The organism is Streptomyces gilvus, assembly GCF_022513565.1.
Taxonomy (GTDB): Bacteria; Actinomycetota; Actinomycetes; order Streptomycetales; family Streptomycetaceae; genus Streptomyces; species Streptomyces gilvus.
The window spans coordinates 39641-66180 of record NZ_JAKWBE010000029.1 but is presented as its reverse complement, the minus strand read 5'-3'; the positions used below and the strand labels follow the sequence as shown (position 1 = coordinate 66180).

Genomic DNA, 26540 nt, shown 5'->3' with positions numbered 1-26540 from the left:
CCGTTACGGAATCCGTTCCATCACACCCGTAACCCCTGGGCCAACCCGTTTGGACCAGGGGTTTTCGGTGCCCTATCGGCACCCGAACACCCGTCCTTTAATGCCACCTTGTCCGTATTTGTCGACGAGCGTGTAACAGCGGTTAGGGGGCGGTCGGGGCGCGGGAAACCCCGAGGCATGAACCACAACACCCCGCTGTCCCCCCGCCCGCTCCATCACCTCTCCGAGGTCCACCGCCGTGTCCTGACGGCCGCGCAGCTGAAGGCGCACGGTGTCTCCTCCGCGGAGCTGACCGAGCAGTGCCGCCCCGGCGGCCCCTGGCAGCAGATCCTCCCGGGTGTCCTCCTGCTCCACCCGGGCCCGCCCACCAGCGAGGAGCGGCTGCACGCGGTGCTGACGTACGCGGCGCGCGAGTCCGCCCCCGGGGTGCCGGCCCAGCCGGGCGTCGAGTCCCCGCACCGCCCGGTGTACGCGGAGGCGATGATCACCGGGCTCGCGGCCCTCACGCTGCACGGCTTCACCTCCGCGCCCCCGCTGCTGTCGATCGAGAGGATCGACGTCCTGGTCCCCCGGCTGCGCCGGGTGCGCTCGACCGGCTGCGCCCGTATCGTCCGCACACCGTCCCTGCCGACCCCGCGGCAGGTGACGGGAGTTCCGATCGCGCCGGTCCCGCGCGCCCTGGCCGACGCGGTCTCGGAGCTTCCGGACGCCGGCGCCGTACGGCGGCTGCTGACCGAGGCGGTGCGCGGCGGGCACTGCGAAGCGGCTTCGGTGGTCCGGGAGTTGAACAACGCGAAGCTGCTGAGCCGGCCGCACGTCGTGGACGCGGTGGACTCGCTGCTGGCCGAGGGCCGGGCGATCGCGGAGGACCGCCTGTACCGCATGGTCCATGAGCACGGTCTGCCCGACCCGGTCTGGAACGTGGACCTGCGCCTGCCGGGCGGCCCGTACCTCGGCGGCCTCGACGCCTACTGGCCGGAGCAGGCCGTCGCCGTCGAACTCGACACCCGCGCGCCCCGCCAGGACGACGACGCGCTGTGGTCCGAGTACGCCCGCAAGCGAGAGACCCTGGAACGCCTGGGCATCACGGTCGTCCACATCACCCCGAAGAAGCTCCGGGACTCCCTCGAACAGCAGGCGGCCGTGGTCCGCACGGCCCTGATGGCCTCCGGCGACCGCGACCCGGCGGCCTACGTCGTGGTACTGCCCCGGTAGTGACGGACCGGGACGGTGTCAGGAGGGGAGAGGAGGGGTCGCCGGACGGGTCCGGCGACCCCTCCTCATCGCGTGCGCGATCAGAGCGGCTCGGGCAGGGCGGGCGGCAGGGTCGCCCGGGTGTGGACGCCGCCGATCAGGGCCGCGTAGGCCGCGATCATCCTCGTACGGCTGAAGCGTTCGCGGCTCGCGGCGAGGGCCGGGGCGAGGTCGGGGCGGGCGGTCGCCGCCTCCGTCCAGGCGCGGGCGATGGCGTCCGGGTCGGACGGGGTGACGAAGCCGTGCCCCGAGACGATCGCCGCGCTGTCGCCGACGTCGGTGGCCACCGGCACGGCCCCGCACATCATGCCCTCGACCAGGCACAGCGGGGCCGCCTCGCCCCAGGAGGAGGTGAGGGCGACCACGTCGGCGGCCGCGTAGAGGTGCTCCATGTCGTGCCGGACGCCGAGGGGGTGCAGCCGGTCCGTGAGGAGGGGGTCGGTGGAGAAGGCGGCCGCGATGTCCGCGACCAGGCCCGGGTTGGCCCGGGTCATGCCCGCGCCGCACATCAGGACGTGGCCGCGCGGCTGCTGGGCGAGCCAGGCGCGGGCGGCGGCCAGGAACAGGGGGACGTTCTTCATCGCGTCGTAGCGGGCGGCGAAGACCACCACCGGGGCGTCGGCCGGGACGTCCAGGGCGGCGCGCACCGCGAGCCGGGCGGCCGGGTCGGGGTGGAAGCGGAGCAGGTCCACGCCGTTGGGGATGACGTGCAGCAGCTCGCCCGGCACCCCGGCGGCCTGGTAGGCGGCCCGGGTGGACTCCGCGCAGCACACACAGGCCACCACCGTGCCGTCGGCGATGGCCGCCTTCAGCTCGTCCAGGGCGGCGCCCTGGTTCTCCGGGTCGGAGCGGTGCAGACAGACCACGACCGGGCGGCGCGGCAGGCCCGCCTGGTTGAGCAGCCGCAGGGGCTGTTCCTTCAGGGACAGGATGACGTCCGCCTCGGCGGTCGCCCGTGCGGTGTCGGCCAGTTCCGGCCCGGTGAAACCGGCCTGATCCCGGCTTGCGGGGAAGCTGCGCCCCAGGGACGTGACGCCCACCCCCGCCGCGGTCAGCGACCGGTAGCAGGCGTCGTCCTCCATCCGCTGCCGGGTGGCCTCGCGGTGCACCTCACCGTGGATGCTCAGCACCCGGTGATCCTGCTGACCGCCCTCGACCAGCCCGAGCACGACGTCACTGTGGACGATCCGGGCCCCGCCGGAGAAGAAACCCTCGTAAACAGACAGCACACGCAGTCCGTGCCTCGCGCGCACACGACCACCCGCCTCGTACAGATCGAGCCATCCCCGTGAACAGCGGGTTAGCCGATATGAGGCGGCACGGACGTTTCGTACGGATGAACTGGGCATCTCGTGTCCGAGTCGCCTGGATTACCGGACGGCCCAGCCGGTCGGAAAGGCGCCGACGCGCTTCCGCCACCGCCGGGGCGGCTCGTCGGCCACGACCGGCGCGTCCGGCGTCGCCGACAGCACACCCGCCCTGACCTGCCAGTTCTCGAACACATATCCTGCGGCTGCCAGTCGGGGTCGACACCGGGGCCGTCGTCGCCGCGGCCACCGCGCGGTCGTTGGCCGTCGCCGATCTCGCCGGATCGAACACAGCCCCGCGCCCCTCACGGGGCGCTTGCACTCACCCCTTCTTCAGGACCAGCTCCGTGTTGCGGTCGCCTGATGTGCCGCCCATTTTCTTGCTGGCGCCGGGGGCGTTGTAGGAGATCTCGCGGTAGAGGGCGGCGAGGCCGGTCTGGGTGAGGTCGGTGAAGTCGGTGCGGTGCGGGGCCGCCGACTCGATGAGGGTGGTGAAGAGGGAGATCGTGCCGTCCTTGTTGTCGGCGATCTCGATGACCCGGGCCAGCTGCGGGTAGTCCACGTGGGACGCGGTGGAGATCTCCCAGAAGGAGCGGCCGCCCGACGCCTTGTGCGGGGTGATCTCGTTGCGGTGGATGTGTCCGTTCACCCAGGCCAGGACGTTCGCGTGGCGGCTCAGCAGGGAGACGACCTCGGCGCCGTCGTGCCGCTTCTCGCCCGGGTGCGCCGGGTCGGGGTGGTCGGTGTTGGTCATCGACTTGCTGGTGTGGTGGCTGAAGACGATGGCCCAGGAGTCCTTGTTGTCCTTCAACTGCCGCTCCAGCCAGCGTAGTTGGGTGGTGCCGATGGAGCCGTCGTAGTGGCCGCTCGGGTCGGTGGTGTCGATGCTGATGCCGATGACGTCGTCGGAGATGCGGAACGTGTAGTACTGGGTGCCGGCGTCGAGGTTGGCGGTGGAGTACCCGTGGCCGACCGGGCCGGCACCGCGGTGCGCCGGGTCGAGGTGGGCCTTGAGGTACTCGGCCGGGGTGAAGGGGGCGCGGCGCTCGTCCGGCGTGACGGAGCGCATGTCGCGGCTGTGCGCCTTGAGCAGGTCGCGCAGGGCGGTGCCGCTCGGGTCGCCGCCGCTCCTGATGAGGTTCTGCAGCTTCTTGGCCTCGGTGGCGGGCAGGCTCATCAACTTCCTGCCGCCTACGGTGAATTCGCCGAGCCAGGAGTCGGCGTGGCCGTAGCAGCCGAGCATCAGGGCGTCGTGGTTGCCGACCGTGGAGTACCAGGGCAGGTTGAGGCCGGGGCTGCGGATCTCCCGGATCGCGGCGGGCAGGAAGCCGCCGAGGTGCGGGAAGCCCAGCCGCTTGTCGTGGTCGCGGGTGGTGGAGTCGGGCTGCCAGAACAGTTGCAGGCCGCTGTTCTGGACGCCCTCGTAGTGGCGCGGGTCACCGGAGTTGGGGGTGACCCGGCCGCCGCTCATGACGGTCAGGAACCACTCCAGCTCGGTCTTCGCGTTGTTGTCCGTGTTGTCGCCGGTGGTCATGGCGAAGTGCAGCGGGGAGCCCGTGACGGGGGCGCCGCGCAGCGCGTTGACCCGCTCGACCAGGGAGACCGCGCCCTGCACGGTCAGCGCCTCGTGGGGGCGCCAGGCGTGCTGGTCGGCGGAGCGCACGTACTCCAGGCGCAGCGGGTGCTGGGCGTCGATCAGGTGCAGGTCGGTCAGCTGCACGAACGCCGCGAGGGCGGTACGGCGGCCCGCGCGCCCCGACTTGGGGGCGGCGAGCTCGCTGCGCACGACGCGGCTCCAGCCGGGGCCGTCGGCGAGCCGGCGGTAGCCGGAGCCGGCGCGCGGGGTGGCGACGGAGGCGAGGGTGGTGCCCTTGGTGTACGGCGCGAGAGGCGCGGTGGCGGCCTGACGGGAGTGGGCCACGATGGCCTCGTGCGCATCCGCGACGGCGGCCGCGGCCTGGCTGTCGGTGGGCCGCAGGGCGTAGCCGACGCCTGCGGAGACGGCTGCCGCGCCGGTGGCGGCGAGGACGGTACGGCGGTTGATCGCGGGCTTGTCGCTTGCGACAGAGCGTATGCGCGGCATGGCGCGGTCTCCCCGAGTGCGAACGCGTCGGCAGTGGTCGCGGGTTTTCGCTGCCGCGAACAACCCGCTCGCCTTGGATGCTTGGCACCGGGGATGACCTGCGCGTGAACGAGACGGCAACGCGCAGCGCCGATCACCGTACGTGGATCTTGGCAAACCCTGTGTGTTCTCACCCGCTCTTCGACCGGCCGGAAGGCGGTCACGCAGTGTTCATCTTCTGGGGTAACCGACCCGTCACGGGCCGCTCGCGCCACAGCGCCAGGCCCGTGTCGACGAGCCCGACCCGGTTCAGTGCGGGGACCGTCTCCAGCGGGTGCCAGGCCGCCAGGTCGGTCGAACCGCCGATCTCGGGGCGGAGTCGGCCGCCGGTGACCCGGGCCTCGTAGACGAGCCGGAGGCCCTGGCGGTCGACCGGGCGGCGCAGGCGGCTGCGGGTCGTGCGGCGGAAGGAGTCGACGCCGAGCAGGCCGGTCACCTCGACGTGGTATCCCGTCTCCTCCTCCACCTCCCGCAGCACGGTGTCGTAGGGGTCCTCGCCGTGTTCCATGCCGCCGCCCGGCAGGGTCCATTCGGGCCGGCCCCGGCCGTCGGTCCAGCGGGCCAGCAGGAGTTGGCCCTCGCGGACGCATATGGCGTAGGCCGCCACCCTCAGTTTCCGTCGCACAGGGAGAAATTAGCGGGGACGGGGCCGTCTGCGGCGCGTCCCGCATCGGGGGTTTTCCCCATACATCTCTATCGCTCGGGTCAACACTTCCCAAACAACCTCCCGTTGGGTAAAGCTGTGCGCTCGTCCGGCACTGGACTTCCTCACCTGTAAGGGATGCCGATGACCCTGCTTCCCCTCAGACCCGCGGCCCGAATAGCGGTCGCCGCCGGTCTCGTCGCCGCGCTCTCCGCGGCCGGGCCGATACCCCTGGCCTTCTCCGCCGACGGCCCCGCCGGCACCGCGCCCACGGACACCGCCGTCAAGTCCGCGCACGACAAGCTCGGTTCCGACGACGCGGACCGGCTCGCCGAGGCCAAGGCCGACGGCGACAAGAACGTCACGATGATGATCGCCACCGCGCCGGGACAGACCGAGCAGGTCTCCCGGGAGCTGGACGCGGTCAAGGGCGGCATCGTGGGCCGCACCTACGACAAGCTCGGCTACGTCCGCGCCACCGTCCCCACCGCGAAGGCGGACTCGGCCATCGCGGCCGCCGCGAAGCTGTCCTCCGTGCACGGCATCGACCTGCGCGCGGAGATACCCCTGGACGACCCGAGCGTCACGAGCGGCGCCAAGTCCGGCAGTGGCAAGGCGAGTTACCCGGCGCCGGACAAGAACACGCCGGCGCGCAACCCCTACAACCCGTCCTTCGAGACGGGCGCCGTCGACTTCGTGAAGCAGCACCCGAAGGCGGACGGCCGCGGGGTCACCATCGGCATCCTGGACTCCGGTGTCGACCTCGGTCACCCGGCGCTGCAGAAGACCACCACCGGCGAGCGGAAGATCGTCGACTGGGTGACGGCGACCGACCCGGTCGTCGACGGCGACGCCACCTGGCGGCCGATGCTCACCTCGGTGTCCGGGCCGGTCTTCACCTACGGCGGCCGCACCTGGACGGCGCCCGCCGGGTCGTACCAGATCAGCACCTTCAGCGAGGCCGCGACCGCCGGCGGCGACGCCAAGGGCGACGCCAACCGGGACGGCGACACCACCGACCGCTGGGGCGTCCTGTACGACGCGGCCGCCGGAACGGTCCGCGTCGACCTGAACAACAACTTCGACTTCGGCGACGACACCCCCATGAAGCCGTACAAGGACGGCTTCCAGGTCGGATACTTCGGGACCGACGACCCGAAGACCGACGTGGTGGAGCGGCAGCCGTTCGTGGTCGAGATCCGCAAGGACGTCGTCTACAACTCCTCCGGCGCGAAGGCCGACTTCGTCAACATCGGTGTCATCGAGTCCGAGCACGGCACCCACGTGGCCGGCATCACCGCCGCCAACGGGCTGTTCGGCGGCCGGATGAACGGCGCCGCCCCCGGCGCGAAGATCGTCTCCTCCCGGGCCTGCACCTGGACCGGCGGCTGCACCAACGTCGCGCTCACCGAGGGCATGATCGACCTGGTCGTCAACCGGGGTGTCGACATCGTCAACATGTCGATCGGCGGCCTCCCGGCCCTCAACGACGGCAACAACGCCCGTGCGGAGCTGTACACGCGGCTCATCGACACCTACGGCGTGCAGCTGGTGATCTCCGCCGGCAACTCAGGTCCCGGCGCCAACACCATCGGCGACCCGGGCCTGGCCGACAAGGTGATCTCCGTCGGCGCCACCATCTCCAAGGAGACCTGGGCGGCCAACTACGGCTCGGTCGTGAAGACCGGCTACGCGATGATGCCCTTCTCCTCCCGCGGTCCGCGCGAGGACGGCGGCTTCACGCCGACCCTGTCCGCGCCGGGCGCCGCCATCAACACCACCCAGACCTGGCTGCCGGGCGCCCCGGTCGCCGAGGCGGGCTACGCGCTGCCGGCCGGCTACTCCATGCTGCAGGGCACCTCGATGGCCTCCCCGCAGGCCACCGGCGCCACCGCGCTGCTGCTGAGCGCCGCCAAGCAGAAGCACCTCGCGCTGAGCCCCGCCGACCTGCGCACCGCCCTGACCTCGACGGCCAAGCACATCAAGGGCGTGCAGGCCTACGAGGAGGGCGCGGGCCTGATCGACGTCGTCGACGCCTGGGACGCCGTCCGTGACGGCGCCACCGCCCACGACTACACCGTCAAGGCGCCGGTCGACACCGCGATCGACCAGCTGCTGAAGACCCCCGGCTACGGCACCGGGCTCTACGACCGCGAGGGCGGTCTGCAGGCCGGGCAGAAGAAGACGTACGACATCACCGTCACCCGCACCTCCGGCTCGGCCAAGGCGCTGTGGCACCGGCTGCGTGTCGAGAACAACGCCGGTGACACCTTCCGGATCCTCGGCAAGCGCGAGGTCAGCCTGCCGCTGAACCAGCCGGTGACGGTGAAGGTGCAGGCCAACCCCCGCTCGGCGGGTCTGAAGAGCGCGATCCTCACCGTGGACGACCCGCGGACCGAGGGCGTCGACAAGCAGATCCTCACCACGGTCGTGGTCTCGACGCCGGTGAAGTACACCTACTCCGCGGCCGACTCCGTGCAGCGCAACAGCACGCGCTCGTACTTCGTGACCGTGCCCGAGGGCGCCACGTCGCTGGAGGTGGCGATCGGCGGGCTGAAGGGCGCGAGCCAGACGCGGTTCATCGCGATCCACCCCTACGGCGTCCCGGTCGACAACACCTCCACGCCGAACTGCTACAACAACTACCTCGACGGCAACGGCTGCAAGCCCGACGTGCGCTCCTACGCCGACCCGCAGCCCGGCGTCTGGGAGATCGAGGTCGAGGCGCGCCGCACCTCGCCGCTGCTCGACAACCCCTACAAGCTGGACGCCGCCGTCTACGGCGCCGCCTTCGACCCGGAGACGGTGACCGTGCCCGAGGCGAAGGTGGGCACCCCGGCGGCCACCTCCTGGAAGGTGACCAACAGGCTCGCCGCGATCGACGGCCACCTGGTGGGCGGCCCGCTCGGCTCCTCGAAGACGGCCCGCCCGACGATCAAGCAGGGCGAGACGCAGACCACGACGGTCGTGGTGCCCGAGGGCGCCACGTCCCTGGACGTGGCGATCGGCAACGTCTCCGACGCGGCCGCCGACCTCGACCTGACGGTGAAGAACGCGGCCGGCACGGTCGTCGGCCAGTCCGCCGACGGCGACTCGGAGGAGGCGGTCTCCGTCGCCTCGCCCGCCGCCGGCACGTACACCGTCGAGGTCGCGGGCTACTCGGTGCCGTCCGGCTCGACGGCGTACGACTACCGGGACGTCTTCTTCTCCGCGTCCCTGGGCACCGTCACCGTCGACCAGGCGGCGCCGGTGAAGCTCGGCACGGGCGCCTCGGCGACCGTCTCCGCGAGCGTCACCGCGGCGGCGGCCGCTCCGGAGGGCCGGGAGTTCTTCGGCCAGGTGCAGCTGGTGAACGCCCGGGGCACGGTCGCGGGCACCGGCAGCGTGAAGATCGAGAAGGTCACGCCGTAGCCGGTGGTACGGCGATGAGGGCGGGCGTCCGTGCGGGCGCCCGCCCTTGCTCATTCACAGGTCAGGCCGGCCGACTGGGCCAGCGCCTGTTGGAGCCCGGCCCGTTCGGGGGCGATGGACGCCTCCCCGACCAGCACCTGGTCCGGGGTGGCCGAGCGGCGCGGGAAGGCGACCAGGATGTGGTCGCCCCGGTGCAGGGCCCGGCCGGTCACGCTCTCGGCGACCACGAAGGTGATCTCCTTCCCGGTGTTCTCCGGCCGGGTCGTCGCCGGTTTGTAGGCACGGGTCACCCGCAGGGTGATCCGCTCCTGGCCGGCGGCCGCGGGGGCCGGCCCGGCCGCGGTGACCGTGCCCTCGGCGACGAGCCGCGCGCAGGCGAGGTACTCGGGGCTGGCGAACGGGGAGCGGGCCGCGGAGTCCGCCGACTTCGCGCCGGAGTCGGCTCTGCCGCCCGACAGGGAGTTCACCCCGCCCCCGGACGCCTGTCCCAGCAGCCAGATCATTCCCGACAGCACGCCCGCGACGGCGGCCACCGCGAGGCCCGCGAAGGCGAACCTGCGCACCGCACGCCGGTTCCGCGCCGGCCGTGGCGGTGCGGCCGCCGGGCGGGGCCGTGGCTGTTCCCCGGCCAGCGCGTTCCCGATGATCCCGAGCTGTTCCCGCAGCAGCGTCACATCGGCCTCGGCGCGGCGGTGCTCGGCGAGGAGGGCGGCGTCGGCGTCCTCGGGGAGCCGCTCGCCGGTGATCGCGGCCATCAGCGCGTCGCCGCCGTCGTGGTGCCGGTCGTCGGCGGTCATCTCACACCACCTCGTCCTCGTGCAGACGGGCCCGCAGGGCCCGGACCGCCGTGTGCAGCCTGCTCTTGACCGTGCCCTCCGGGACGCCGAGCTCCTGGGCGATCGAACGGACCGGCAGGTCGGCGTAGAAGCGCAGGACGAGGACCTGGCGCTGGGAGTCCGGGAGCTCGTCCAGACCCTGGGCCACCGCCAGGGAGAGGACGCTGGTGTCCTCGCCCGAGGGGTGCTCCAGCTGGCGCAGGGAGGCCAGCCGCTCACCGATGCGGTCCTGGCGGCGCTTGGCGCGATGCCAGTCCATGGCCAGGTTGGAGGCGACGACGGCCGCCCAGGCGGAGACGTCGCGCGGGGCCTCGTACCCCTTCGCCGCGCGCTCCAGCAGCCGCAGGCGGACCTGCTGCACCCCGTCCGGCAGGTCCGCCTGCGGCACCCCGCCCAGCGCGAGCACCGCCCGCACCCGGCGTTCCTGAGCCGCGTCCAGAGGATCCTCGTCCTCCGGCGCACGGCGGGCCTTTCTGCGCAGCACAAGCCACCCCCTCACCGCGTTTCCTCTACGACGCCGCGGCGCACGGAAACGTTCGACCGGATCTCCGGAGAACCGTGGGAGGCGTACCTCACACCGCCGGGCGTCCCACTCCTCGGGCATGGTGCGCAAAGAATTGGACAGGCGGACCCGGGTCGGCCGCATGATGGAAAAGCCGCAGACACGCAAGCATCACAGGTAAGGGAGTCGCCGTGAGGGTCGGAATCGTCGGAGCCACCGGTCAGGTCGGCACGGTCATGCGCAGGATCCTCAAGGAGCGCGACTTCCCGGTCACCGAGCTGCGCCTGTTCGCCTCGGCCCGTTCCGCCGGGACCGAGCTGGACGGCGTGACGGTGGAGGACGCGGCGAGCGCCGACTACACCGGCCTGGACATCGTGCTGTTCTCCGCGGGCGGCGCGACCTCGAAGGCGCTGGCCGAGAAGGTCGCCTCGCAGGGCCCGGTCGTGATCGACAACTCCTCCGCCTGGCGCAAGGACCCCGAGGTTCCGCTGGTCGTCTCCGAGGTGAACCCGCACGCGGTCGCGCACCGCCCCAAGGGCATCATCGCCAACCCGAACTGCACCACGATGGCCGCGATGCCGGTCCTGAAGGTGCTGCACGCCGAGGCGGGCCTTCAGGCGCTGGTCGTCGCCACCTACCAGGCGGTGTCCGGTTCCGGTCTCGCGGGCGTGGCCGAGCTGCACGGCCAGGCGCAGAAGGTGATCGCCGACGCGGACAAGCTGACGCACGACGGCGCGGCGGTCGACTTCCCCGAACCCGGGGTCTACAAGCGCCCCATCGCCTTCAACGTGCTCCCCTTCGCCGGCAACCTCGTCGACGACGGGCTGAACGAGACCGACGAGGAGCAGAAGCTCCGCAACGAGTCCCGCAAGATCCTGGAGATCCCGGACCTCAAGGTCTCCGGCACCTGCGTCCGCGTCCCGGTCTTCTCCGGCCACTCCCTGCAGGTCAACGCCCGCTTCGCCCGCCCGATCCCCCCCGAGCGCGCGACGGAGCTGCTCGCCGAGGCCCCCGGGGTCGAGCTGTCGGACATCCCGACGCCCCTCCAGGCCGCCGGCCAGGACCCCTCCTACGTCGGCCGCATCCGCCGTGACGAGACCGTCGACAACGGCCTCGCCCTGTTCATCTCCAACGACAACCTCCGCAAGGGCGCCGCGCTGAACGCGGTCCAGATCGCGGAGCTGGTGGCGGCGGAGCTGGGCGGCCAGTAGGCGGACGGCACGGTACGACGAAGGGGGCGCCCACCGGTTGCGGTGGGCGCCCCCTTTCGTGGTCAGAGCGCCAGATGGCGCCGCAGGGCCATGTCGATCTCGGCCATACGTTGCCGCGGTACCGCGCCGACCGGCTTCAGCAGCCGCTCCAGAGCCAGCGCGCGTACCTGCTCACACTGGACCTTCGAGTCCTTCGGGAGACCGCACTCCTGCGCGGGCAGCAGCACCTGGAACGGGTAGACGCGCGAGGTGTTCGTCGTCAACGGCACCAGGGTGATCACCCCTCGTCCGGTCCGCTCCACGGCCGCGTTCGCACCATCGTTCGAGACGATGACGGCCGGTCGTGCCTTGTTGGCCTCGCTGCCCCGCGCCGGCTCGTAGCCGACGAGATAGATGTCACCGCGCTTCATCGGTCAGCCCGTCCCCCGAGAACTGGTCCCAGAACTCCGCGTCCTCGCTCCCGTCCCACTCGGCGAAAGCCTCGGCGTACTCCTGCTCCAGTTGCGCCTGGCGCAGGAGTTCGATGGCGGCGTGTATCACCGCGGACCGGGAATCGGCCTCCGTACGCGTGGCGTACGCGTCGACGAACTCGACATCCTCCTGAGGCAGACTCACACTGATCTTCATACTTCTGAAGCTACCACGGGTAGGAAAACATTGGCCACCCCAATCCGCGCCCCACTCGTGGAAGGATGGCCGCACCGCCGAACCGACACATACGAGGAGATGAACGCGTGCCTGGCACAAACCTGACTCGCGAAGAGGCTCAGCAGCGGGCGCAGCTGCTCACTGTCGAGTCCTACGAGATCGATCTCGACCTCTCCGGCGCGCAGGAGGGCGGTACGTACCGGTCCGTGACGACGGTGCGTTTCGACGTCAGCGAGAACGGCTCCGAGTCCTTCATCGACCTGGTCGCCCCCACGGTCCACGAGGTCACCCTGAACGGCGACCCGCTCGACCCGGCGGAGGTCTTCGCGGACTCCCGGATCGCGCTGCCGGGCCTGCTGGAGGGCCGCAACGTCCTGCGCGTCGTCGCGGACTGCGCGTACACCAACACCGGCGAGGGCCTGCACCGCTTCGTCGACCCGGTCGACCAGCAGGCCTATCTCTACACGCAGTTCGAGGTGCCGGACGCCCGCCGGGTGTTCGCGAGCTTCGAGCAGCCCGACCTGAAGGCCACCTTCCAGTTCACGGTGAAGGCGCCGACCGGCTGGACCGTCATCTCCAACTCCCCGACCCCGGAGCCCAAGGACGACGTCTGGGTCTTCGAGCCGACGCCGCGGATCTCCAGCTACATCACGGCGCTGATCGTCGGCCCGTACCACTCCGTGCACAGCGTGTACGAGAAGGACGGCCAGTCCGTGCCGCTCGGCATCTACTGCCGCCCCTCGCTCGCCGAGTTCCTCGACTCGGACGCGATCTTCGAGGTCACCCGGCAGGGCTTCGAGTGGTTCCAGGAGAAGTTCGACTACGCGTACCCGTTCAAGAAGTACGACCAGCTCTTCGTGCCGGAGTTCAACGCGGGCGCGATGGAGAACGCGGGCGCGGTGACCATCCGCGACCAGTACGTCTTCCGTTCCAAGGTCACCGACGCGTCGTACGAGCTGCGCGCCGAGACCATCCTCCACGAGCTGGCCCACATGTGGTTCGGCGACCTGGTCACCATGGAGTGGTGGAACGACCTGTGGCTGAACGAGTCGTTCGCCACGTACACGTCCATCGCGTGCCAGGCGTACCACCCCGAGTCCCGCTGGCCGCACTCGTGGACCACCTTCGCCAACTCCATGAAGACGTGGGCGTACCGGCAGGACCAGCTGCCCTCCACCCACCCGATCATGGCCGAGATCCGCGACCTCGACGACGTCCTCGTCAACTTCGACGGCATCACCTACGCCAAGGGCGCGAGCGTCCTGAAGCAGCTCGTGGCGTACGTCGGCATGGACGAGTTCTTCGCGGGCGTGCAGGCGTACTTCAAGAGCCACGCGTACGGCAACACGCGCCTGTCCGACCTGCTGGGCGCGCTGGAGGAGACCTCCGGGCGCGACCTGGGGACCTGGTCGGAGAAGTGGCTGCAGACGGCCGGCATCAACATCCTGCGCCCGGAGATCGAGACGGACGCCGGGGGCGTGATCACGTCGTTCGCGATCCGCCAGGAGGCCCCGGCCCTGCCCGCCGGCGCCAAGGGCGAGCCGACCCTGCGCCCACACCGCATCGCGATCGGCCTGTACGAACGCGACGACGCGAGCGGCAAGCTGGTGCGCGGCATGGGGGTCCCCCCGCTCGAGCGAAGCCGAGAGTGGGGGAGCGTGGAGCTGGACGTCGACGGCGAGCTGACGGCCGTACCGCAGCTGGTGGGCAAGCGCCGTCCTGCGGTCGTCCTGCTCAACGACGACGACCTGTCGTACGCCAAGGTCCGCCTCGACGAGCAGTCCCTCGCCTTCGTCACCGAGCACCTCGGCGACTTCGAGTCCTCCCTCCCCCGCGCCCTGTGCTGGGCCTCGGCCTGGGACATGACCCGGGACGCGGAGCTCGCCACCCGCGACTACCTCTCCCTGGTCCTGTCGGGCATCGGCAAGGAGTCCGACATCGGTGTCGTGCAGTCCCTGCAGCGCCAGGTGAAGCTCGCCGTCGACCTGTACGCCGCCCCGACCGCCCGCGAGTCCCTGCTGACCCGCTGGACCGACGCCACGCTGGCGCACCTGCGCTCCGCCGAGCCGGGCAGCGACCACCAGCTGGCCTGGGCCCGCGCCTTCGCGGCCACGGCCCGTACGCCGGAGCAGCTGGACCTGCTGGAGTCCCTGCTGGACGGTTCGCAGACGATCGAGGGCCTGGCCGTCGACACGGAGCTGCGCTGGGCGCTGGTGCAGCGTCTCGCCGCGGGCGGTCGTTTCGACGAGGCGGAGATCGCCGGCGAGTACGAGCGGGACAAGACGGCGGCCGGTGAGCGCCACGCGGCGTCCGCGCGTGCCGCCCGCCCGACCGTGGAGGCCAAGGCGGAGGCCTGGGCGTCGGTCGTCGAGTCCGACAAGCTGCCGAACGCCGTGCAGGAGGCGGTCATCGCCGGCTTCGTCCAGACCGACCAGCGCGAGCTGCTCGCCCCGTACACGGACAAGTACTTCGAGGTGGTCAACGACATCTGGTCCTCCCGCTCGCACGAGATGGCCCAGCAGATCGCCGTCGGCCTCTACCCCGCCGTCCAGGTCTCCCAGGACACCCTGGCCAAAACGGACACCTGGCTCTCCGAGACCGAGCCCAACGCGGCCCTGCGCCGCCTGGTCTCGGAGTCCCGCTCGGGTGTGGAGCGGGCGCTGAAGGCGCAGGCGGCGGACTCGGCCGACTAAGCGCTCCGCTGGAAGTGCCGCGCTGTGCCGTCCGTCGTCCGCGGCGCCGTCGTGGCCGGTCGCGCAGTTCCCCGCGCCCCTTCGGGGGCGCTACCGAACCGCTGCGGACTTCACCATGTCCGCTTGGTTCCGCGTACGACGACGAGGGGCGCCCGGCATCGTGCCGGGCGCCCCTTCGTACGCCCTCAGCCCCCAGGCCGCCCGTGAACCGCCCTCAGCGCACGACCATCCCGCCCGTCACGTTGACGAAGGTGCCGGTGATGCCCGCCGCGTGGTCGGAGGCCAGGAAGGCGGCCGTGGCGGTGATCTCGGCGAGGGTGGGGTTGCGGCGGGTCATGCGCATCGTGGCGAGGTTGGCGACGATGCCCTGGATCGCGGCCTCGTCGATCGCCGGGTTGACCGCGGAGAGCTTCTCGACGGTGAAGGTCTCGGGGACGCCGGCCGCCCACAGGCCCACGGCGCGCACTCCGCGCGGGCCCAGTTCGATCGCCAGGTTGCGGACGAGCGTGTCGGTGGCGGCGTCCGCGGGTCCCGTGCCGCCCATCATCGGACTGCCGTGCGCGGAGCCGCTGTTGAGGGTGAGGATGACGCCGGAGCCGCGCTCGGCCATCCGGCGGCCTGCGGCGCGGGCGGTGATGAAGGTGGCGCGGGTGCCGTCGATCACCGGCCGCAGGAAGTCGTCCACCGGCATCTCGGTGAGCGGGGCGCCCTGCACATCGCCCCGGCTGACCAGGTTGAAGGAGACGTCGACGGCGCCGACGCGGTTCAGGTGGTCCTCGACGGCGTTCTCGTCCAACGCGTCCACCACGGCGACCTCGGCGTCCTTGATGTCGGCGGCCACCGCCTCCAGCGTCTTACGGGTCCGTCCGACGAGGTGGACGCGGGCCCCCTCGGCGGCGAAGGCGCGGGCCACCGCACCGCCGATCGAGCCGCCGGCGCCGTAGACGATCGCGGTCTTGTCGGTGAGCAGCATGGTGATTCTCCCTGCGGGTCGTGACGTTCGTGTCGGTCATATGGACGCGCCGGGGCCGTGGCGGTCATCGGTCACAGACGCAGGGGCAGGCCGAAGGCCGGGAAGAGGTGCGGTTCGAAGGAGGTGACCTCGACGATCCGGTCGTCGGCGTCGAAGCGGAGCACGTCGAGGACCTGCGCGCGGTACACGTTCGTACCGGGCCTGCGGACGTAACCGCCCGCCGCGAGCCGGCCGTTGGCGCGCGCGGGCAGATGGCGCCAGTGGCCGAAGAACATCGGGGACGCCGGGTCCAGGGTGGGGCGCAGGAAGTCGACGAGGGCGTCGCGGCCCGTGAACCAGAAGGGGTTGGGCGGCATGGTGAGCGTGACGTCCTCGCTCAGCAGCTCGGTCATCGTCCCGAAGTCGAGCTGTTCGGCGGCGGTCATGTACCGCTGCAGCACGGCCCGTTGGGCCCGGGTGGGCTCGGTCGTCGTCCAGTCGGCGCGGTGGCGGGGCAGACGGTCGCGCAGGGTGGGGCGGGCGCGCTGCAGGGCGCTGTTGGCGGAGGCCACGGTCAGGCCGAGGGCCTCGGCGGTCTCGGCGGCGGTCAGCCCCAGCACGTCCCGCAGGATCAGCACCGCGCGCTGGCGGGGCGGAAGGTGCTGGAGGGCGGCGAGGAAGACCAGTTCGAGGGTCTCCCGGGAGAGCGCGGCGGCCTCCGGCTGCTCCTCGGCGGAGGGCAGTTCGTCGTCGGGATACGGCTGCAGCCAGGTGATACGGGCGGGCGGCTCGCCGGTGCCGTGGTTCATGCCGGGGATCGGTTCATAGCGCTGGGGGCGGCGGGCGGTGCGGCGCTGGAAGTCCAGGCAGGCGTTGGTGGCGATGCGGTACAGCCAGGTGCGGGCGCCGGCCCGCCCCTCGAAGCCGTCCCGGGCCCGCCAGGCCCGCAGAAACGTCTCCTGCACCAGGTCCTCGGCGTCGTCGTACGAGCCGGTCATGCGGTAGCAGTGGACCTGGATCTCACGCCGGTGGGCCTCGGTGAGGGCGGCGAAGTCGGTCTCGGTGAGGGCGGCGAACCCGGACCCGGTGGGCCGGGGCCCCGTCTCCGGTTCCGTCACGGGGACGGGCGTGACGGATTCCTTCGCCGTGTCCCGCGCCGTCTTCGCCGCGTCCCGCGCCACCCGCGCCACCCGCCGCAGCCGGGCGACGGACGAGGACAGCTCGCTCACCCCCGAGTACAGGACCGAGGGCGGTGTCGGCGCCAGCTCCTTCACCTGGCGCGCGAGGTCCTCGATCAGCCCCTCCACCCCGGTCTCCTCCGGCCCGTGCCGCCTGCGGTACGCCTTCTGCCGGCAGGCCGCCGAGCAGTACAGGGAGCTGCGGCCCGTGCGGCCGGCCCGGGCGGGCAGCGGCTTTCCACACACCGCACAGACGTCGGCGACCACGGGCACCTCCGGGAGGGGATCGCGTCACACGGGGACGGTGTGACGCTATACCTGCTCGGGGCGCGTGAGGTGCGTCCGCGCGACTTTCCGGAAGGCCGTCACCATGCGGCCGCGGTCGCCCGCGCGCGTGGCGAGGGCGACCTGGCTGGGCTCCACGCCGTGCAGCGGGACGGAGGTGAGGTCGGGGCGGAGCCGGATGCATCCCGTTCCGGGACATCGCCACCGTCATCGGCCGCCACCTGGACCTGCCGGTCCGCTCCATCGCCCCCGAGGAGGCGGACGCGCACTTCGGCTGGCTCGGCCACATCGTCCCCCTCGACGTCCCGGCGTCCAACACCCTCACGCGCAAGTGGCTGGACTGGGACCCCACGGGCCCGGGCCTGCTGGAGGACCTGGCGGAGGGCCACTACTTCACGGCGTAGCCGAAGGAGCGGGACGGGACGCGGCCATGAGGGGCTGGGCGAAGGGCCGAAGAACACGTCGAGGGCGTCGGCCGCGCCCGCGGTGCGGTCGGCGCCCTCGGTGAAGCGTGGGGTCAGGCCTTCGCCTTGGCCTTGTCCGCGCCGGGCTTGGCGACGCGGTGGCTGGGGTGGGACTTGTCCAGGACCATCACCAGGCCCGCGATGATCCCGAACAGGGCGAGCGGGATGGCGACGTAGAGGCCCAGCGTCTGGATGACACTCAGGCCCTTGCCGGGGTCGTCGCCGTCGTCGCGGGTCAGCGCGAGCGCGGGGGACGACATGAGCAGCATCATCAGCGTCGTACCGGCGGCCAGGGCGCCGGCGCGCAGGGCGTTCTTCTTGTCCACGGTCCCAAAAGTATCGAATGACGATCGGGGTCGCTCGTCCGGGGTCCCTTAGCAGCCCCCCGGCCAGGCCTCACCCGGATCGCGCCCCGGTCTACCCGGTCCGCAGGACGTCGATCAGGGCGTGCAGCCGCGCCGAGCCGGCCAGCTCCTCCAGGGTCACCGGCCTGCCCCGCGCGTCCGCGATGGGCAGCCGCCAGTTCGGGTACTGGTCCCAGGTGCCCGGCAGGTTCTGCGGACGCCGGTCGCCGACCGTGTCCGGGAGCCAGACGCCGAGGAGCCGGGACGGGGTGCGCAGCAGGAAGCGGTGGACGGCCTGGATCTCGGCCTCCTCCTCGGAGGTGCCGTGTCCGCCGCCCGTGCCGTGCAGCAGCCCGAGCCGGGTGAGCACGGCCAGCCACTCCCCCGTGTCGGCGGCGGCCTCGGCCCGTTCCTCCGCGAGGGGGCGGGTCAGCAGGTCCAGCCGGTCGCGGAGCTCGACGTGTTCGCCGGTGAGGCGGGCCGCGGTGGAGGGCAGGTCGTGGGTGGTGGCGGTGGCGAGGCAGTCGGCACGCCAGTCCTCGGGGGGCAGCGGGCGGCCGTCGCCCTCCCAGTCCCGTTCGAACCACAGCACCGAGGTGCCCAGCACCCCGCGCTCGCGCAGCTTCTCCCGCACCCCGGGCTCCACGGTGCCCAGGTCCTCGCCGATGACGACGGACCCGGCGCGCGCGGCCTCCAGCACCAGCACGGCGAGCATGGCCTCGGCGTCGTAGCGGACGTACGTGCCCTCGGTGGGCGGATGCCCCTGCGGCACCCACCAGAGCCGGAACAGGCCCATCACGTGGTCGATGCGCAGGGCGCCGGCGTACCGGAACAGGGCCCTGAGCAGGCGGCGGTACGGCTCGTAGCCCGACTCGGCCAGCCGGTCCGGGCGCCACGGCGGCAGCCCCCAGTCCTGGCCGCGCGCGTTGAAGGCGTCGGGCGGGGCGCCCACCGACATCCCGGCGGCGAAGTACTCCTGCTGCGCCCAGGCATCGGCGCCCTCGGGGTGCACGCCGACCGCCAGGTCGTGGACGACGCCCACCGCCATCCCGGCCTCGCGCGCGGTGCGCTGGGCGGCCGTGAGCTGGCTGTCGGTGAGCCAGGCCAGACGGCAGTAAAAGTCCACCCGGTCCATCAACGCGCCGCGGGCGCGGGCGGTTTCGGCCGAGCGGGGGTCGCGCAGACCGGCCGGCCAGCTCCGCCAGTCCGGGCCGTGCGCCTCGGCGAGGGCGTACCAGGTGGCGTGGTCCTCCAGCGCCTCGCCCTCCCGGGCGAGGAAGTCGGCGTAGGCGGCACGCCGGCCCGGGCCGAGCGGTACCTCGCGGACCAGTTCCAGCGCCTCCCGCTTGAGCTCCCACACCGCGTCCCGGTCGATCAGCGCGTCCTTCTCCAGGACGCAGGCGCGCAGCCGGTCGGCCCGCTCCAGGAGCGTCCGCAGCTTCTCCCGCTCGGTGACGTACGCGTACTCGGGCACGTCCTCGACGCGCAGGTGCACCGGGTCGGGGAAGCGGCGGGAGGAGGGGCGGTAGGGGGACGGGTCCGTGGGGGCGCCTGGTACGGCCGCGTGCAGGGGGTTGACCTGGACGAAGCCGGCGCCGAGCGCGCGGCCGGCCCAGTCGGTGAGTTCGGCCAGGTCGCCCAGGTCGCCCATGCCCCAGGAGCGGCGGGAGAGCAGGGAGTAGAGCTGGACCAGGAGGCCGTACGAGCGGGTCGTGGGCGTCGGCAGTCGGGGCGGGGCGACGACCAGGTGGGCCGCGGCGGTGCGGCCGTCGGGGGCGGCGGCGGTCAACCGGTGGACGCCGGGCGGGAGTTCCTCGACGGACGTCCGCGTCTCGCCCTCCTCGGTCTCGACGCTCAGCCGGGTGCCGGGCGGGAGGGCGTCCAGGGCGGGGGACGTGGCGCCGCTCCAGAGCACCACCGTGGGCGGCAGCAGCCGTTCGGCCAGTTCGCGTTCGCGGGCGGCGAGGGCGGCGCGGACCGAGGCCGCGGTGCCGGCGTCGACGCCGAGGGCGGCCAGGGTCAGGGTGACGGCGGTGGCCGACGCGGCGACCGTGCGGTCCGGGGAGGGGCTGTAGGAGGTGGCGACGCCGTGCAGCCCGGCGAGCCGGGTCAGCTCCTCGGAGGGCGGTTCGGCCGGCCCCTGCGCGGTCATCTACGGCCTCGCGCAGTCCGGCTCGGGGGCCACCGCCTCGCTGGTCAGCGGCGCGGCCTCGAAGAGCGGGGGTTCGCTGGTGAGCGGCTCGGCCTCGGGCAGCGGCGGCTCGCTGGTGAGCGGGGTCTCGGCGCAGGCGCCCTCCGCGCTGAAGACACAGAAGTGCGGTTCGTCCTCCAGGGGCGGCAGCTGCGCCACGGGTTTGGAGAGCGGGTGAGCCGGTGCGGCCACGAGGGGCCTCCTTCGCGAGTACGGCGACCTTGGGGCGGTTACCGCAGCCCTACCCAGCGGGCGCGATGACAGACGTACAGGAAGGAACTACGTGCCTCTCCTCACATTCTGGGCCGGGGCGCCTCAGTCGTCACCCGCCGACAGTTCCCGGGCCACTATTCACTCACTACATGTATTGAGTGCATACTGATCCCATGAGCACCCGCCACATCCTGCTGGGCCTGCTCGCCGCGGGGCCGAGCCATGGCTACGACCTCAAGCGGCGGCACGACGAGCGTTTCCCGCAGGCCCGTCCGCTGGCCTACGGGCAGGTCTACACGACCCTGCAGCGCCTGGTCCGGGACGGTCTCGCGCAGATCGACGGCACGGAGTCGGACGGCGGGCCGGAACGGACGACGTACCGCTCGACCGAGGACGGCTCGCGTGAACTGGCGCGCTGGGCCGGGGAGATCGCCCCGCCCGCGCCCTTCGTGACGAACGAGATCTTCGCCAAGGTCGTCGTGTCCATCCTGTCCGGCGGCGACGCGGCGGCCTATCTGCGGGCCCAGCGCGACGCGCACATGGAGCGGATGCGGCAGCTCACGGCGGTCAAGACCGCCAAGGGCGCCGATCTCGCGACCGTGCTCTCGGCGGACTACGCCCTCAACCACCTCGACGCCGACCTCCGTTGGATGACCACGACGGCGGCCCGGCTCACCACCCTGACCGCGGAGGTCGACTCGGCATGAACAACGGGGACGGGAAGGTGCCGCTGCTGGCGGCCCGCGGCCTCACCAAGGCACACGGCAGGACCGAGGCCCTGCGGGGCGCCTCGGTCGAACTGGGCGCCGGCGAGATGCTCGCGGTGACCGGCGCGAGCGGCAGCGGCAAGTCGACGCTGCTGCACTGCCTCGCCGGGATCGTGCGGCCGGACGCGGGCTCGGTGACGTATGCCGGTGAGCGGCTGGACCGGCTGCCGGAGCGGCGGCTGAGCGAGCTGCGCCGGAGCGACTTCGGGGTGGTGTTCCAGTTCGGGCAGCTGATCCCGGAACTGACGGCGCTGGACAACGTGGCCCTGCCGCTGATGCTGGCGGGGACCTCGCGCGGCGACGCCCGGGCGCGGGCCGGCGAGTGGCTGGAACGGTTCGGCGTACGCGGCCAGGGGGACCTGCGCCCGGGCGAGATGAGCGGCGGCCAGGCCCAGCGCACCGCCCTGGCCCGCGCCCTGGTCACCGGGCCGCGGATCGTCTTCGCGGACGAGCCGACGGGAGCGCTGGACTCCCTGTCCTCCGAACAGGTCATGACATCCCTGACCCACACGGCCCGCGAGACCGGCACGACCGTCCTCCTGATCACCCATGACGCCCAGGTGGCGGCCTACGCGGACCGAGAGATTCGCCTGACCGACGGGGTCGTGGCGGGAGCGGGGGTGACGGCATGAGCGACGCGGCGAACACGCGGGCGAGGACCAGTGGTGTGGGGGGTGATGTGCGGCTCGCCTGGCTGTTGACCAAGGGGTCGGACCGGCGGGAGTGGTGGCGGGTCGGGCTGACCGTGGTGGGGGCGGCGGGGGCCGCCGGGCTCGGGCTGGTGATCGCCGTGCTCGTGCCGATGAACGGGCAGCACCACATCGGCGTCGGCGGCGGGCTGCTCGACGAGCAGGGGACCCGGGGCGGCGTGGTCGTCGCGCTGACGCTGCTGCTCATACCCGTGTTCGGCTTCCTCGGCCAGTGCGCGCGCATCGGCGCCGTGCACCGCGACCGGCGGCTGGCCGCGCTGCGCCTCGCGGGGGCCGCGCCCACGCAGGTGCGGCGGATCGCGGCGCTGGAGACGGGCCTCGCCTGTCTGGCCGGTTCCGCCGCGGCCACCGCGGTCTCCGTGCCCGTACTGCTCGGCCTCTGGCACGACCCCGACCCGCTGGCCTGGGCCGGCATCGTCGCCGTGGCCCTGCTGGTCCCGGCGGCCGGCGCGGCCGTGGGCGCGCTGTCGCTGCGCCGCGTGGTGGCCTCCCCGCTGGGTGTCGTACGGCGGACCCGGCCGGCCGGTCCCGGGCGGCTGTTCCTCGCGGCGACCGTCCTGCTGGGCGTCTCCGCGCTGTTCGTGACCGCGGCCGTCTTCGTTGGCGACCCCTTCTCGCTCCCCCTGTTCGGCCTCGCCGTCGGCCCGCTCGCGGTCTTCGCCCTGTGCCTGCTGGTGGGCGCCTCCGCGGTGCTGCTGACCGGCTGGGCGTCCGGCCGGCTGGGCGAGGTCCTCGCCGCCCGCGCCCGGAACGCGGCCGTGCTGATCGCCGCCGAACGGCTGCGGGCCGACCCGTGGGCCGCGGCCCGCACCCACGCGGCGGTCCTGCTGGTGACGGTGGTCGGCACCGGTTTCGTCGGCGTTCGCGAGGCGTTCCTGGCCGAGGTGGAGACCGGCCGCCGCGAGCACACGCTCGGCATGAGCGTGTCGTACTACACCAACGGCCTCGACCTCACCGCCGCCGCGATCGGCGTCGCCCTGGCGCTCGTCCTCGCCGCCCTCGCCGTCGGCACCGCCGAGTCCGTCGCCACCCGGCGCCGTGGCCTCGCGGCGCAGACCGCCGCCGGGGTGCCGCGCGCGGTGCTGGGCCGGGCGCTGCTGCTGGAGACCGCGCTGCCGCTGCTGCCCGCGGTCGCGGTGGCCGGCGTCGGCGGCATGGGCATCGGCCTCTGGTACGGCTCGGCCACCGCACACCACCTCGCCGTGCCGTACGCCGCGCCGCTGGTGCCGCTCGCGGTCTACGGCTGCTGTCTGCTGGCGGCCGCCACCTCGCTCCCGCTGCTGCGCCGCACCCTGCACCCGGCCGAGCTGCGCTACGCCTGACCGCACGACTGTCCGGCCCGGGAGCGCGGGGGGCTCCCGGGCCGGGCCGTACGCTGCCGCACTCCCGGTGACCGGGGAATGCGAAGGCCCGGACCGTCAGGCGGAGATGCCGTCGATCCGGGCCATGGCGTCTTCCGCGCCGTACGGCTGCAGGTAGGGCAGCCAGCGCGGGTCCCTATGGCCGGTCCCGATGATGCGCCAGGCCAGACCGGTGGGCGGGGCCGGTTTGTGGCGCAGCCGCCAGCCCAGCTCGATCAGGTGCCGGTCGGCCTTGACGTGGTTGCAGCGGCGGCAGGACGCCACCACGTTGTCCCAGACGTGTTTGCCCCCGCGGCTGCGCGGGATGACGTGGTCGACGCTGGTTGCGACGCCACCGCAGTACATGCACCGGCCCCCGTCACGCGCGAACAGCGCGCGCCGGGTCAGAGGAACGGGCCCCCGATAGGGAACCCGGACGAATCGCTTGAGCCGGACCACGCTTGGTGCGGGGACTGTGACGGTCGCGCTGTGCATGAAGGCGCCCGATTCCTCGAGGGAGACGGCCTTGTTCTCCAGGACGAGGACGAGCGCGCGGCGGAGCGGTACGACGCCGAGTGGCTCGTACGACGCGTTGAGGACCAGGACATGCGGCACGGATGCCTCCTTGGGCGTCGGCGGCGCGTGGCTCGCGCCGGGACGATCTGTAGGTCAGTCTCCCCTCTTGCCTGGTGGAAGCGCCACCATGTCCCGGTAACGGGCTGGGAGTGTTTTCGACCACACGTGATTCATCCCCCCGAGCGGGATGTGTTTATCCCACCTGCTCATCCCGGACTCCGCACGGTCTCTCCTCAGGAGACGGCAAGGATGCACACACCGTGCCCCGATAGTGTGGTGGGCCTGCCCGTCCGGTGACCTTTTCGTGACCTTGACCGCGTCGCGTGCCGACGGGCGGACCGCTGCACCTGGAGGTACCCGCCGTGTCCTTGCCCGCCGTCCTACTGGCCGCCGGTTCGTCGCCGTCGCCGTCGCCGTCCCCGACGGGGTCGACGGCCGTGACGGTCCCGACGCTCCAGGACGCCCAGGAGAGCGCGACGAACGCGGCCAGCTGGGTCGAGCAGAACTGGTCGACGTGGCTGGCGATCGGTCTCAGGGTCCTGCTGATCCTGGTGATCGCGGGAGTACTCAGAGCGGTCGTGCAGCGGGCGATCACCAAGCTGATCGACCGGATGACCCGCACCGCCGAGGCGGTCGACGGCACCTCGCTGGGCGGTCTGCTGGTCAACAACGAACGCCGCCGTCAGCGCTCCCAGGCCATCGGCTCGGTGCTGCGCTCGGTGGCGTCCTTCCTGATCCTCGGCACCGCGGCGCTGATGGTCCTGGGCGCGTTCCAGATCAACCTGGCCCCGCTGCTGGCCTCCGCCGGTGTCGCCGGTGTCGCGATCGGTTTCGGCGCCCGCAACCTGGTCACCGACTTCCTCTCCGGTGTCTTCATGATCCTGGAGGACCAGTACGGCGTCGGCGACACGATCGACGCGGGCGTGGCCTCCGGCGAGGTCATCGAGGTCGGCCTGCGCGTGACGAAGCTGCGCGGTGCCGAGGGCGAGATCTGGTACGTCCGCAACGGCGAGGTCAAGCGGATCGGCAACCTCTCCCAGGGCTGGGCCACGGCCGGTGTCGACGTCACCGTGAAGGCGAACGAAGACCTGGACAAGCTGAAGGCCACCCTCGACGAGGTCGCCGAGAAGATGAGCGCGGAGGAGCCCTGGAACGAGCTCCTGTGGAGCCCGATCGAGGTGCTCGGCCTGGACAGCGTGCTGCTGGACTCGATGGTCGTGCGCGTCTCCGCGAAGACCATGCCGGGCAAGTCCCTCGCCGTCGAACGCGAGCTGCGCTGGCGCGTCAAGCGGGCCTTCGACGCGGCGGACATCCGCATCGTGGGCGGCGAGACGGCCGTGGCCACGGCCCTGGACGTCGCCGACCCGGCGGAGACGGTCGCGGCCCCGTCCGCCCACGCCAACCCGGACTCCCCGCAGTCGGCGGCGGCCACGCCGATAGCGCCGCAGCGGACCGCGCCGAAGTAGCCGGCCACTTCCCCCGGTCTCCACCGCCCCCGAGGTAACGAGTGTGTTGCCTCGGGGGCGGCTTCTCTTGACGCCCCCTTCGCCCTGGGCTTACGTTCCTTTCCAGCCAATAGGAAACTTTCCTAACAGTGCTGGAATGAGAAGCTGGACAGTCGAAAGGCAGGTGTCGACCCATGGCAGGATCCGCCGGTACGCCGGGCACCCCGCGCGTCCTGCGCGCCATGAACGACCGCGCCGCCCTGGACCTCCTCCTGGAGCACGGGCCGCTGTCCCGCACGCGGATCGGCAAGCTCACCGGCCTCTCCAAGCCGACCGCCTCCCAGCTGCTCGCCCGCCTGGAGGCGGCCGGGCTGGTCCTCGCCACCGGCACCACCGAGGGACGGCCCGGCCCCAACGCCCAGCTGTACGAGGTCAACCCGGCCGCCGGGTACGCGGCGGGCCTGGACGTCACCCCGGAGCGCATCCTCGCCGCCGTCGCCGACGTCACCGGCCGCACGGTGGGCTCGTACGAACTCCCCACCCCCGGGAGGCGTCCGGCCCAGCCCGTTCTCCGGCAGGTCACCGACGCCCTCGACGGCGCGGTGAAGGCGGCGGGACTGGCCCGCGACGACGTCCACCGGCTCGTCATCGGCACCCCGGGCGCCTTCGACCCCAACACCGGCCGGCTGCGCTACGCCTCCCACCTCCCGGGCTGGCACACCCCGGCCCTGCTCGACGAACTCGCCGCCGCGCTGCCGATGCCGGTGGAGTACGAGAACGACGTCAACCTCGTCGCCGTCGCCGAACAACGGCTGGGCGCGGCGCGGGGGCACGAGGACTTCGTGCTGTTCTGGAACGAGGGGGGCCTCGGCGCCGCCCTGGTCCTCGGCGGCCGGCTGCACCGCGGCTGGACCGGCGGCGCGGGCGAGGTGGGCTTCCTCCCGGTGCCGGGCGCACCCCTGGTCCGGCAGGTGACGAAGGCCAACAGCGGTGGCTACCAGGAGCTGGCCGGCTCCCAGGCCGTCCCGCGTCTGGCCCGTGAACTCGGCATCGCGCCGATCCCCTCGGGGCCGTACGCCGAGGTGGCCGCCGCGCTCCTGGAGCGGGCCGCCGCCGAGGACACCGACCTCTCCCGCCGGCTCCTGCAGACGTACGCGACCCGGCTGGCCACCGGTCTCGCCGCCCTCGTCTCCGTCCTCGACCCCGAACTCGTCGTGCTCAGCGGCGCCTCCCTGACCTCGGGCGGCGAGCGCCTGCGCTCCCTCGTGCAGGACGAACTGGAGGAGCTGGCCGCCGCCCGCCCCCGGCTCGTCATCGGCGACGTACGGGAACACCCCGTGCTGCGGGGCGCGCTGGAGAGCGCCCTCGCGGCCACCCGCGACGAGGTCTTCGACACCTCGCGCTGACGCACCACCCCTCCCGCAGACCCCGCACTCACCCCCCGCGCC

At 72.5% G+C, this 26540-nt stretch carries 23 protein-coding genes, 1 tRNA gene and 1 pseudogene; 10 read left to right on the top strand and 15 right to left on the bottom strand.

The window, feature by feature from the left end; genetic code table 11:
- Positions 1 to 177: 177 nt before the first annotated feature.
- The gene (locus tag MKW14_RS32735) at positions 178 to 1215 is read left to right on the top strand and encodes a hypothetical protein (protein ID WP_240868921.1); all 1038 of its coding nucleotides are present in this window, start codon (positions 178 to 180) and stop codon (positions 1213 to 1215) included.
- Between the two features lie 80 nt (positions 1216 to 1295).
- On the opposite strand, the gene MKW14_RS32730 is transcribed toward MKW14_RS32735, so the two are convergent.
- The 4 genes from MKW14_RS32730 to MKW14_RS32720 form a co-directional block, all read right to left on the bottom strand.
- A complete protein-coding gene (locus tag MKW14_RS32730) occupies positions 1296 to 2483 on the bottom strand; it encodes a glycosyltransferase (protein WP_240868916.1) in 1188 nt (395 codons plus the stop codon).
- Between the two features lie 141 nt (positions 2484 to 2624).
- Positions 2625 to 2756 (bottom strand): hypothetical protein, encoded by a 132-nt coding sequence (locus MKW14_RS41055; protein ID WP_276622480.1) that lies wholly within the window; start codon positions 2754 to 2756, stop codon positions 2625 to 2627.
- A gap of 127 nt (positions 2757 to 2883) precedes the next feature.
- Positions 2884 to 4644 (bottom strand): TIGR03767 family metallophosphoesterase, encoded by a 1761-nt coding sequence (locus MKW14_RS32725; RefSeq protein ID WP_240868913.1) that lies wholly within the window; start codon positions 4642 to 4644, stop codon positions 2884 to 2886.
- A 199-nt stretch (positions 4645 to 4843) separates the two neighbouring features.
- A complete protein-coding gene (locus tag MKW14_RS32720) occupies positions 4844 to 5308 on the bottom strand; it encodes an NUDIX hydrolase (protein ID WP_240868910.1) in 465 nt (154 codons plus the stop codon).
- Between the two features lie 162 nt (positions 5309 to 5470).
- Here MKW14_RS32720 and MKW14_RS32715 point away from each other — a divergent pair, with 162 nt between their 5' ends.
- Positions 5471 to 8737, top strand: a complete 3267-nt coding sequence (locus MKW14_RS32715; RefSeq protein WP_374116624.1) for a S8 family serine peptidase — start codon at positions 5471 to 5473, stop codon at positions 8735 to 8737.
- 50 nt (positions 8738 to 8787) lie between these two features.
- Here the strand turns inward: MKW14_RS32715 and MKW14_RS32710 are convergent, their stop codons facing one another.
- Positions 8788 to 9534, bottom strand: coding sequence for a hypothetical protein (locus MKW14_RS32710; RefSeq protein ID WP_240869019.1), 747 nt, complete (start codon positions 9532 to 9534; stop codon positions 8788 to 8790).
- A gap of 1 nt (position 9535) precedes the next feature.
- Positions 9536 to 10057, bottom strand: a complete 522-nt coding sequence (locus MKW14_RS32705) for a sigma-70 family RNA polymerase sigma factor (protein WP_208780390.1) — start codon at positions 10055 to 10057, stop codon at positions 9536 to 9538.
- Between the two features lie 209 nt (positions 10058 to 10266).
- On the opposite strand from MKW14_RS32705, the gene MKW14_RS32700 reads away from it, so the two are divergent.
- Entirely contained in the window at positions 10267 to 11286 is a 1020-nt protein-coding gene (locus MKW14_RS32700) for an aspartate-semialdehyde dehydrogenase (RefSeq protein WP_240868903.1), read from the top strand.
- Positions 11287 to 11348: 62 nt separating this feature from the next.
- Here MKW14_RS32700 and MKW14_RS32695 read toward each other — a convergent pair whose 3' ends face one another.
- Both MKW14_RS32695 and MKW14_RS32690 read right to left on the bottom strand, forming a co-directional pair.
- Positions 11349 to 11696, bottom strand: a complete 348-nt coding sequence (locus MKW14_RS32695; protein WP_240868901.1) for a type II toxin-antitoxin system PemK/MazF family toxin — start codon at positions 11694 to 11696, stop codon at positions 11349 to 11351.
- Positions 11683 to 11913, bottom strand: a complete 231-nt coding sequence (locus tag MKW14_RS32690; RefSeq protein ID WP_240868897.1) for a ribbon-helix-helix domain-containing protein — start codon at positions 11911 to 11913, stop codon at positions 11683 to 11685. The genes MKW14_RS32695 and MKW14_RS32690 overlap by 14 nt, the downstream gene beginning before the upstream one ends.
- A gap of 107 nt (positions 11914 to 12020) precedes the next feature.
- On the opposite strand from MKW14_RS32690, the gene pepN reads away from it, so the two are divergent.
- On the top strand, positions 12021 to 14627 hold the full coding sequence (gene pepN, locus MKW14_RS32685; RefSeq protein WP_240868894.1) for an aminopeptidase N: 2607 nt from the start codon (positions 12021 to 12023) through the stop codon (positions 14625 to 14627).
- 214 nt (positions 14628 to 14841) lie between these two features.
- Here pepN and MKW14_RS32680 read toward each other — a convergent pair whose 3' ends face one another.
- The 5 genes from MKW14_RS32680 to MKW14_RS32650 all read right to left on the bottom strand — a co-directional run bounded on the left by MKW14_RS32680 (position 14842) and on the right by MKW14_RS32650 (position 20233).
- Positions 14842 to 15600, bottom strand: a complete 759-nt coding sequence (locus tag MKW14_RS32680) for an SDR family NAD(P)-dependent oxidoreductase (RefSeq protein ID WP_240868891.1) — start codon at positions 15598 to 15600, stop codon at positions 14842 to 14844.
- A 71-nt stretch (positions 15601 to 15671) separates the two neighbouring features.
- Positions 15672 to 17024: a sigma-70 family RNA polymerase sigma factor gene (locus MKW14_RS32675; protein ID WP_240869012.1), complete on the bottom strand. Its 1353-nt coding sequence runs from the start codon at positions 17022 to 17024 to the stop codon at positions 15672 to 15674.
- Between the two features lie 535 nt (positions 17025 to 17559).
- Positions 17560 to 17832 carry a hypothetical protein gene (locus MKW14_RS32660; RefSeq protein WP_240868888.1) on the bottom strand — a complete coding sequence of 91 codons (273 nt, stop codon included), beginning with the start codon at positions 17830 to 17832 and terminating at the stop codon, positions 17560 to 17562.
- Between the two features lie 91 nt (positions 17833 to 17923).
- Positions 17924 to 20002, bottom strand: coding sequence for a 4-alpha-glucanotransferase (gene malQ / locus MKW14_RS32655; RefSeq protein ID WP_240868886.1), 2079 nt, complete (start codon positions 20000 to 20002; stop codon positions 17924 to 17926).
- Positions 20003 to 20233, bottom strand: coding sequence for a hypothetical protein (locus MKW14_RS32650; protein WP_374116623.1), 231 nt, complete (start codon positions 20231 to 20233; stop codon positions 20003 to 20005). It lies immediately after the preceding gene.
- A gap of 194 nt (positions 20234 to 20427) precedes the next feature.
- Between MKW14_RS32650 and MKW14_RS32645 the strand changes: the two genes are divergently transcribed.
- Genes MKW14_RS32645 through MKW14_RS32635 form a run of 3 tightly spaced genes read left to right on the top strand, consistent with a single transcriptional unit; the run spans position 20428 to position 23053 of the window.
- Entirely contained in the window at positions 20428 to 20961 is a 534-nt protein-coding gene (locus MKW14_RS32645; RefSeq protein WP_240868884.1) for a PadR family transcriptional regulator, read from the top strand.
- Entirely contained in the window at positions 20958 to 21653 is a 696-nt protein-coding gene (locus MKW14_RS32640; RefSeq protein WP_240868882.1) for an ABC transporter ATP-binding protein, read from the top strand. Before MKW14_RS32645 ends, MKW14_RS32640 begins: the two co-directional genes overlap by 4 nt.
- Positions 21650 to 23053 carry an ABC transporter permease gene (locus MKW14_RS32635; protein ID WP_240868879.1) on the top strand — a complete coding sequence of 468 codons (1404 nt, stop codon included), beginning with the start codon at positions 21650 to 21652 and terminating at the stop codon, positions 23051 to 23053. Before MKW14_RS32640 ends, MKW14_RS32635 begins: the two co-directional genes overlap by 4 nt.
- 96 nt (positions 23054 to 23149) lie before the next feature.
- On the opposite strand, the gene MKW14_RS32630 is transcribed toward MKW14_RS32635, so the two are convergent.
- Complete coding sequence (locus tag MKW14_RS32630; protein WP_240868878.1) at positions 23150 to 23686, bottom strand: HNH endonuclease; 537 nt, start codon at positions 23684 to 23686, stop codon at positions 23150 to 23152.
- A 323-nt stretch (positions 23687 to 24009) separates the two neighbouring features.
- On the opposite strand from MKW14_RS32630, the gene MKW14_RS32625 reads away from it, so the two are divergent.
- Both MKW14_RS32625 and MKW14_RS41665 read left to right on the top strand, forming a co-directional pair.
- Entirely contained in the window at positions 24010 to 25113 is a 1104-nt protein-coding gene (locus MKW14_RS32625; RefSeq protein ID WP_240868874.1) for a mechanosensitive ion channel family protein, read from the top strand.
- Positions 25114 to 25286: 173 nt separating this feature from the next.
- Positions 25287 to 25457, top strand: a pseudogene (locus MKW14_RS41665) (MarR family transcriptional regulator); the annotation flags it as partial.
- A gap of 238 nt (positions 25458 to 25695) precedes the next feature.
- On the opposite strand, the gene MKW14_RS32620 reads toward MKW14_RS41665, so the two are convergent.
- Positions 25696 to 25793 (bottom strand) — tRNA-OTHER (locus tag MKW14_RS32620).
- 57 nt (positions 25794 to 25850) lie between these two features.
- Between MKW14_RS32620 and MKW14_RS32615 the strand changes: the two genes are divergently transcribed.
- Positions 25851 to 26498 (top strand): ROK family protein, encoded by a 648-nt coding sequence (locus MKW14_RS32615; RefSeq protein WP_240868872.1) that lies wholly within the window; start codon positions 25851 to 25853, stop codon positions 26496 to 26498.
- Positions 26499 to 26540 lie beyond the last annotated feature (42 nt).

Excerpts from the sequence above, each read along its gene's own strand:
- MKW14_RS32735 (WP_240868921.1), top strand. The coding sequence starts at position 178 with ATGAACCACAACACCCCGCTGTCCCCCCGCCCGCTCCATCACCTCTCC.
- MKW14_RS32725 (WP_240868913.1), bottom strand. The coding sequence starts at position 4,644 with ATGCCGCGCATACGCTCTGTCGCAAGCGACAAGCCCGCGATCAACCGC.
- MKW14_RS32715 (WP_374116624.1), top strand. The coding sequence starts at position 5,471 with ATGACCCTGCTTCCCCTCAGACCCGCGGCCCGAATAGCGGTCGCCGCC.
- MKW14_RS32710 (WP_240869019.1), bottom strand. The coding sequence starts at position 9,534 with ATGACCGCCGACGACCGGCACCACGACGGCGGCGACGCGCTGATGGCC.
- MKW14_RS32695 (WP_240868901.1), bottom strand. The coding sequence starts at position 11,696 with ATGAAGCGCGGTGACATCTATCTCGTCGGCTACGAGCCGGCGCGGGGC.
- MKW14_RS32690 (WP_240868897.1), bottom strand. The coding sequence starts at position 11,913 with ATGAAGATCAGTGTGAGTCTGCCTCAGGAGGATGTCGAGTTCGTCGAC.
- MKW14_RS32680 (WP_240868891.1), bottom strand. The coding sequence starts at position 15,600 with ATGCTGCTCACCGACAAGACCGCGATCGTCTACGGCGCCGGCGGCTCG.
- malQ (WP_240868886.1), bottom strand. The coding sequence starts at position 20,002 with ATGACCGCGCAGGGGCCGGCCGAACCGCCCTCCGAGGAGCTGACCCGG.
- MKW14_RS32645 (WP_240868884.1), top strand. The coding sequence starts at position 20,428 with ATGAGCACCCGCCACATCCTGCTGGGCCTGCTCGCCGCGGGGCCGAGC.
- MKW14_RS32640 (WP_240868882.1), top strand. The coding sequence starts at position 20,958 with ATGAACAACGGGGACGGGAAGGTGCCGCTGCTGGCGGCCCGCGGCCTC.
- MKW14_RS32635 (WP_240868879.1), top strand. The coding sequence starts at position 21,650 with ATGAGCGACGCGGCGAACACGCGGGCGAGGACCAGTGGTGTGGGGGGT.
- MKW14_RS32615 (WP_240868872.1), top strand. The coding sequence starts at position 25,851 with ATGCCGGTGGAGTACGAGAACGACGTCAACCTCGTCGCCGTCGCCGAA.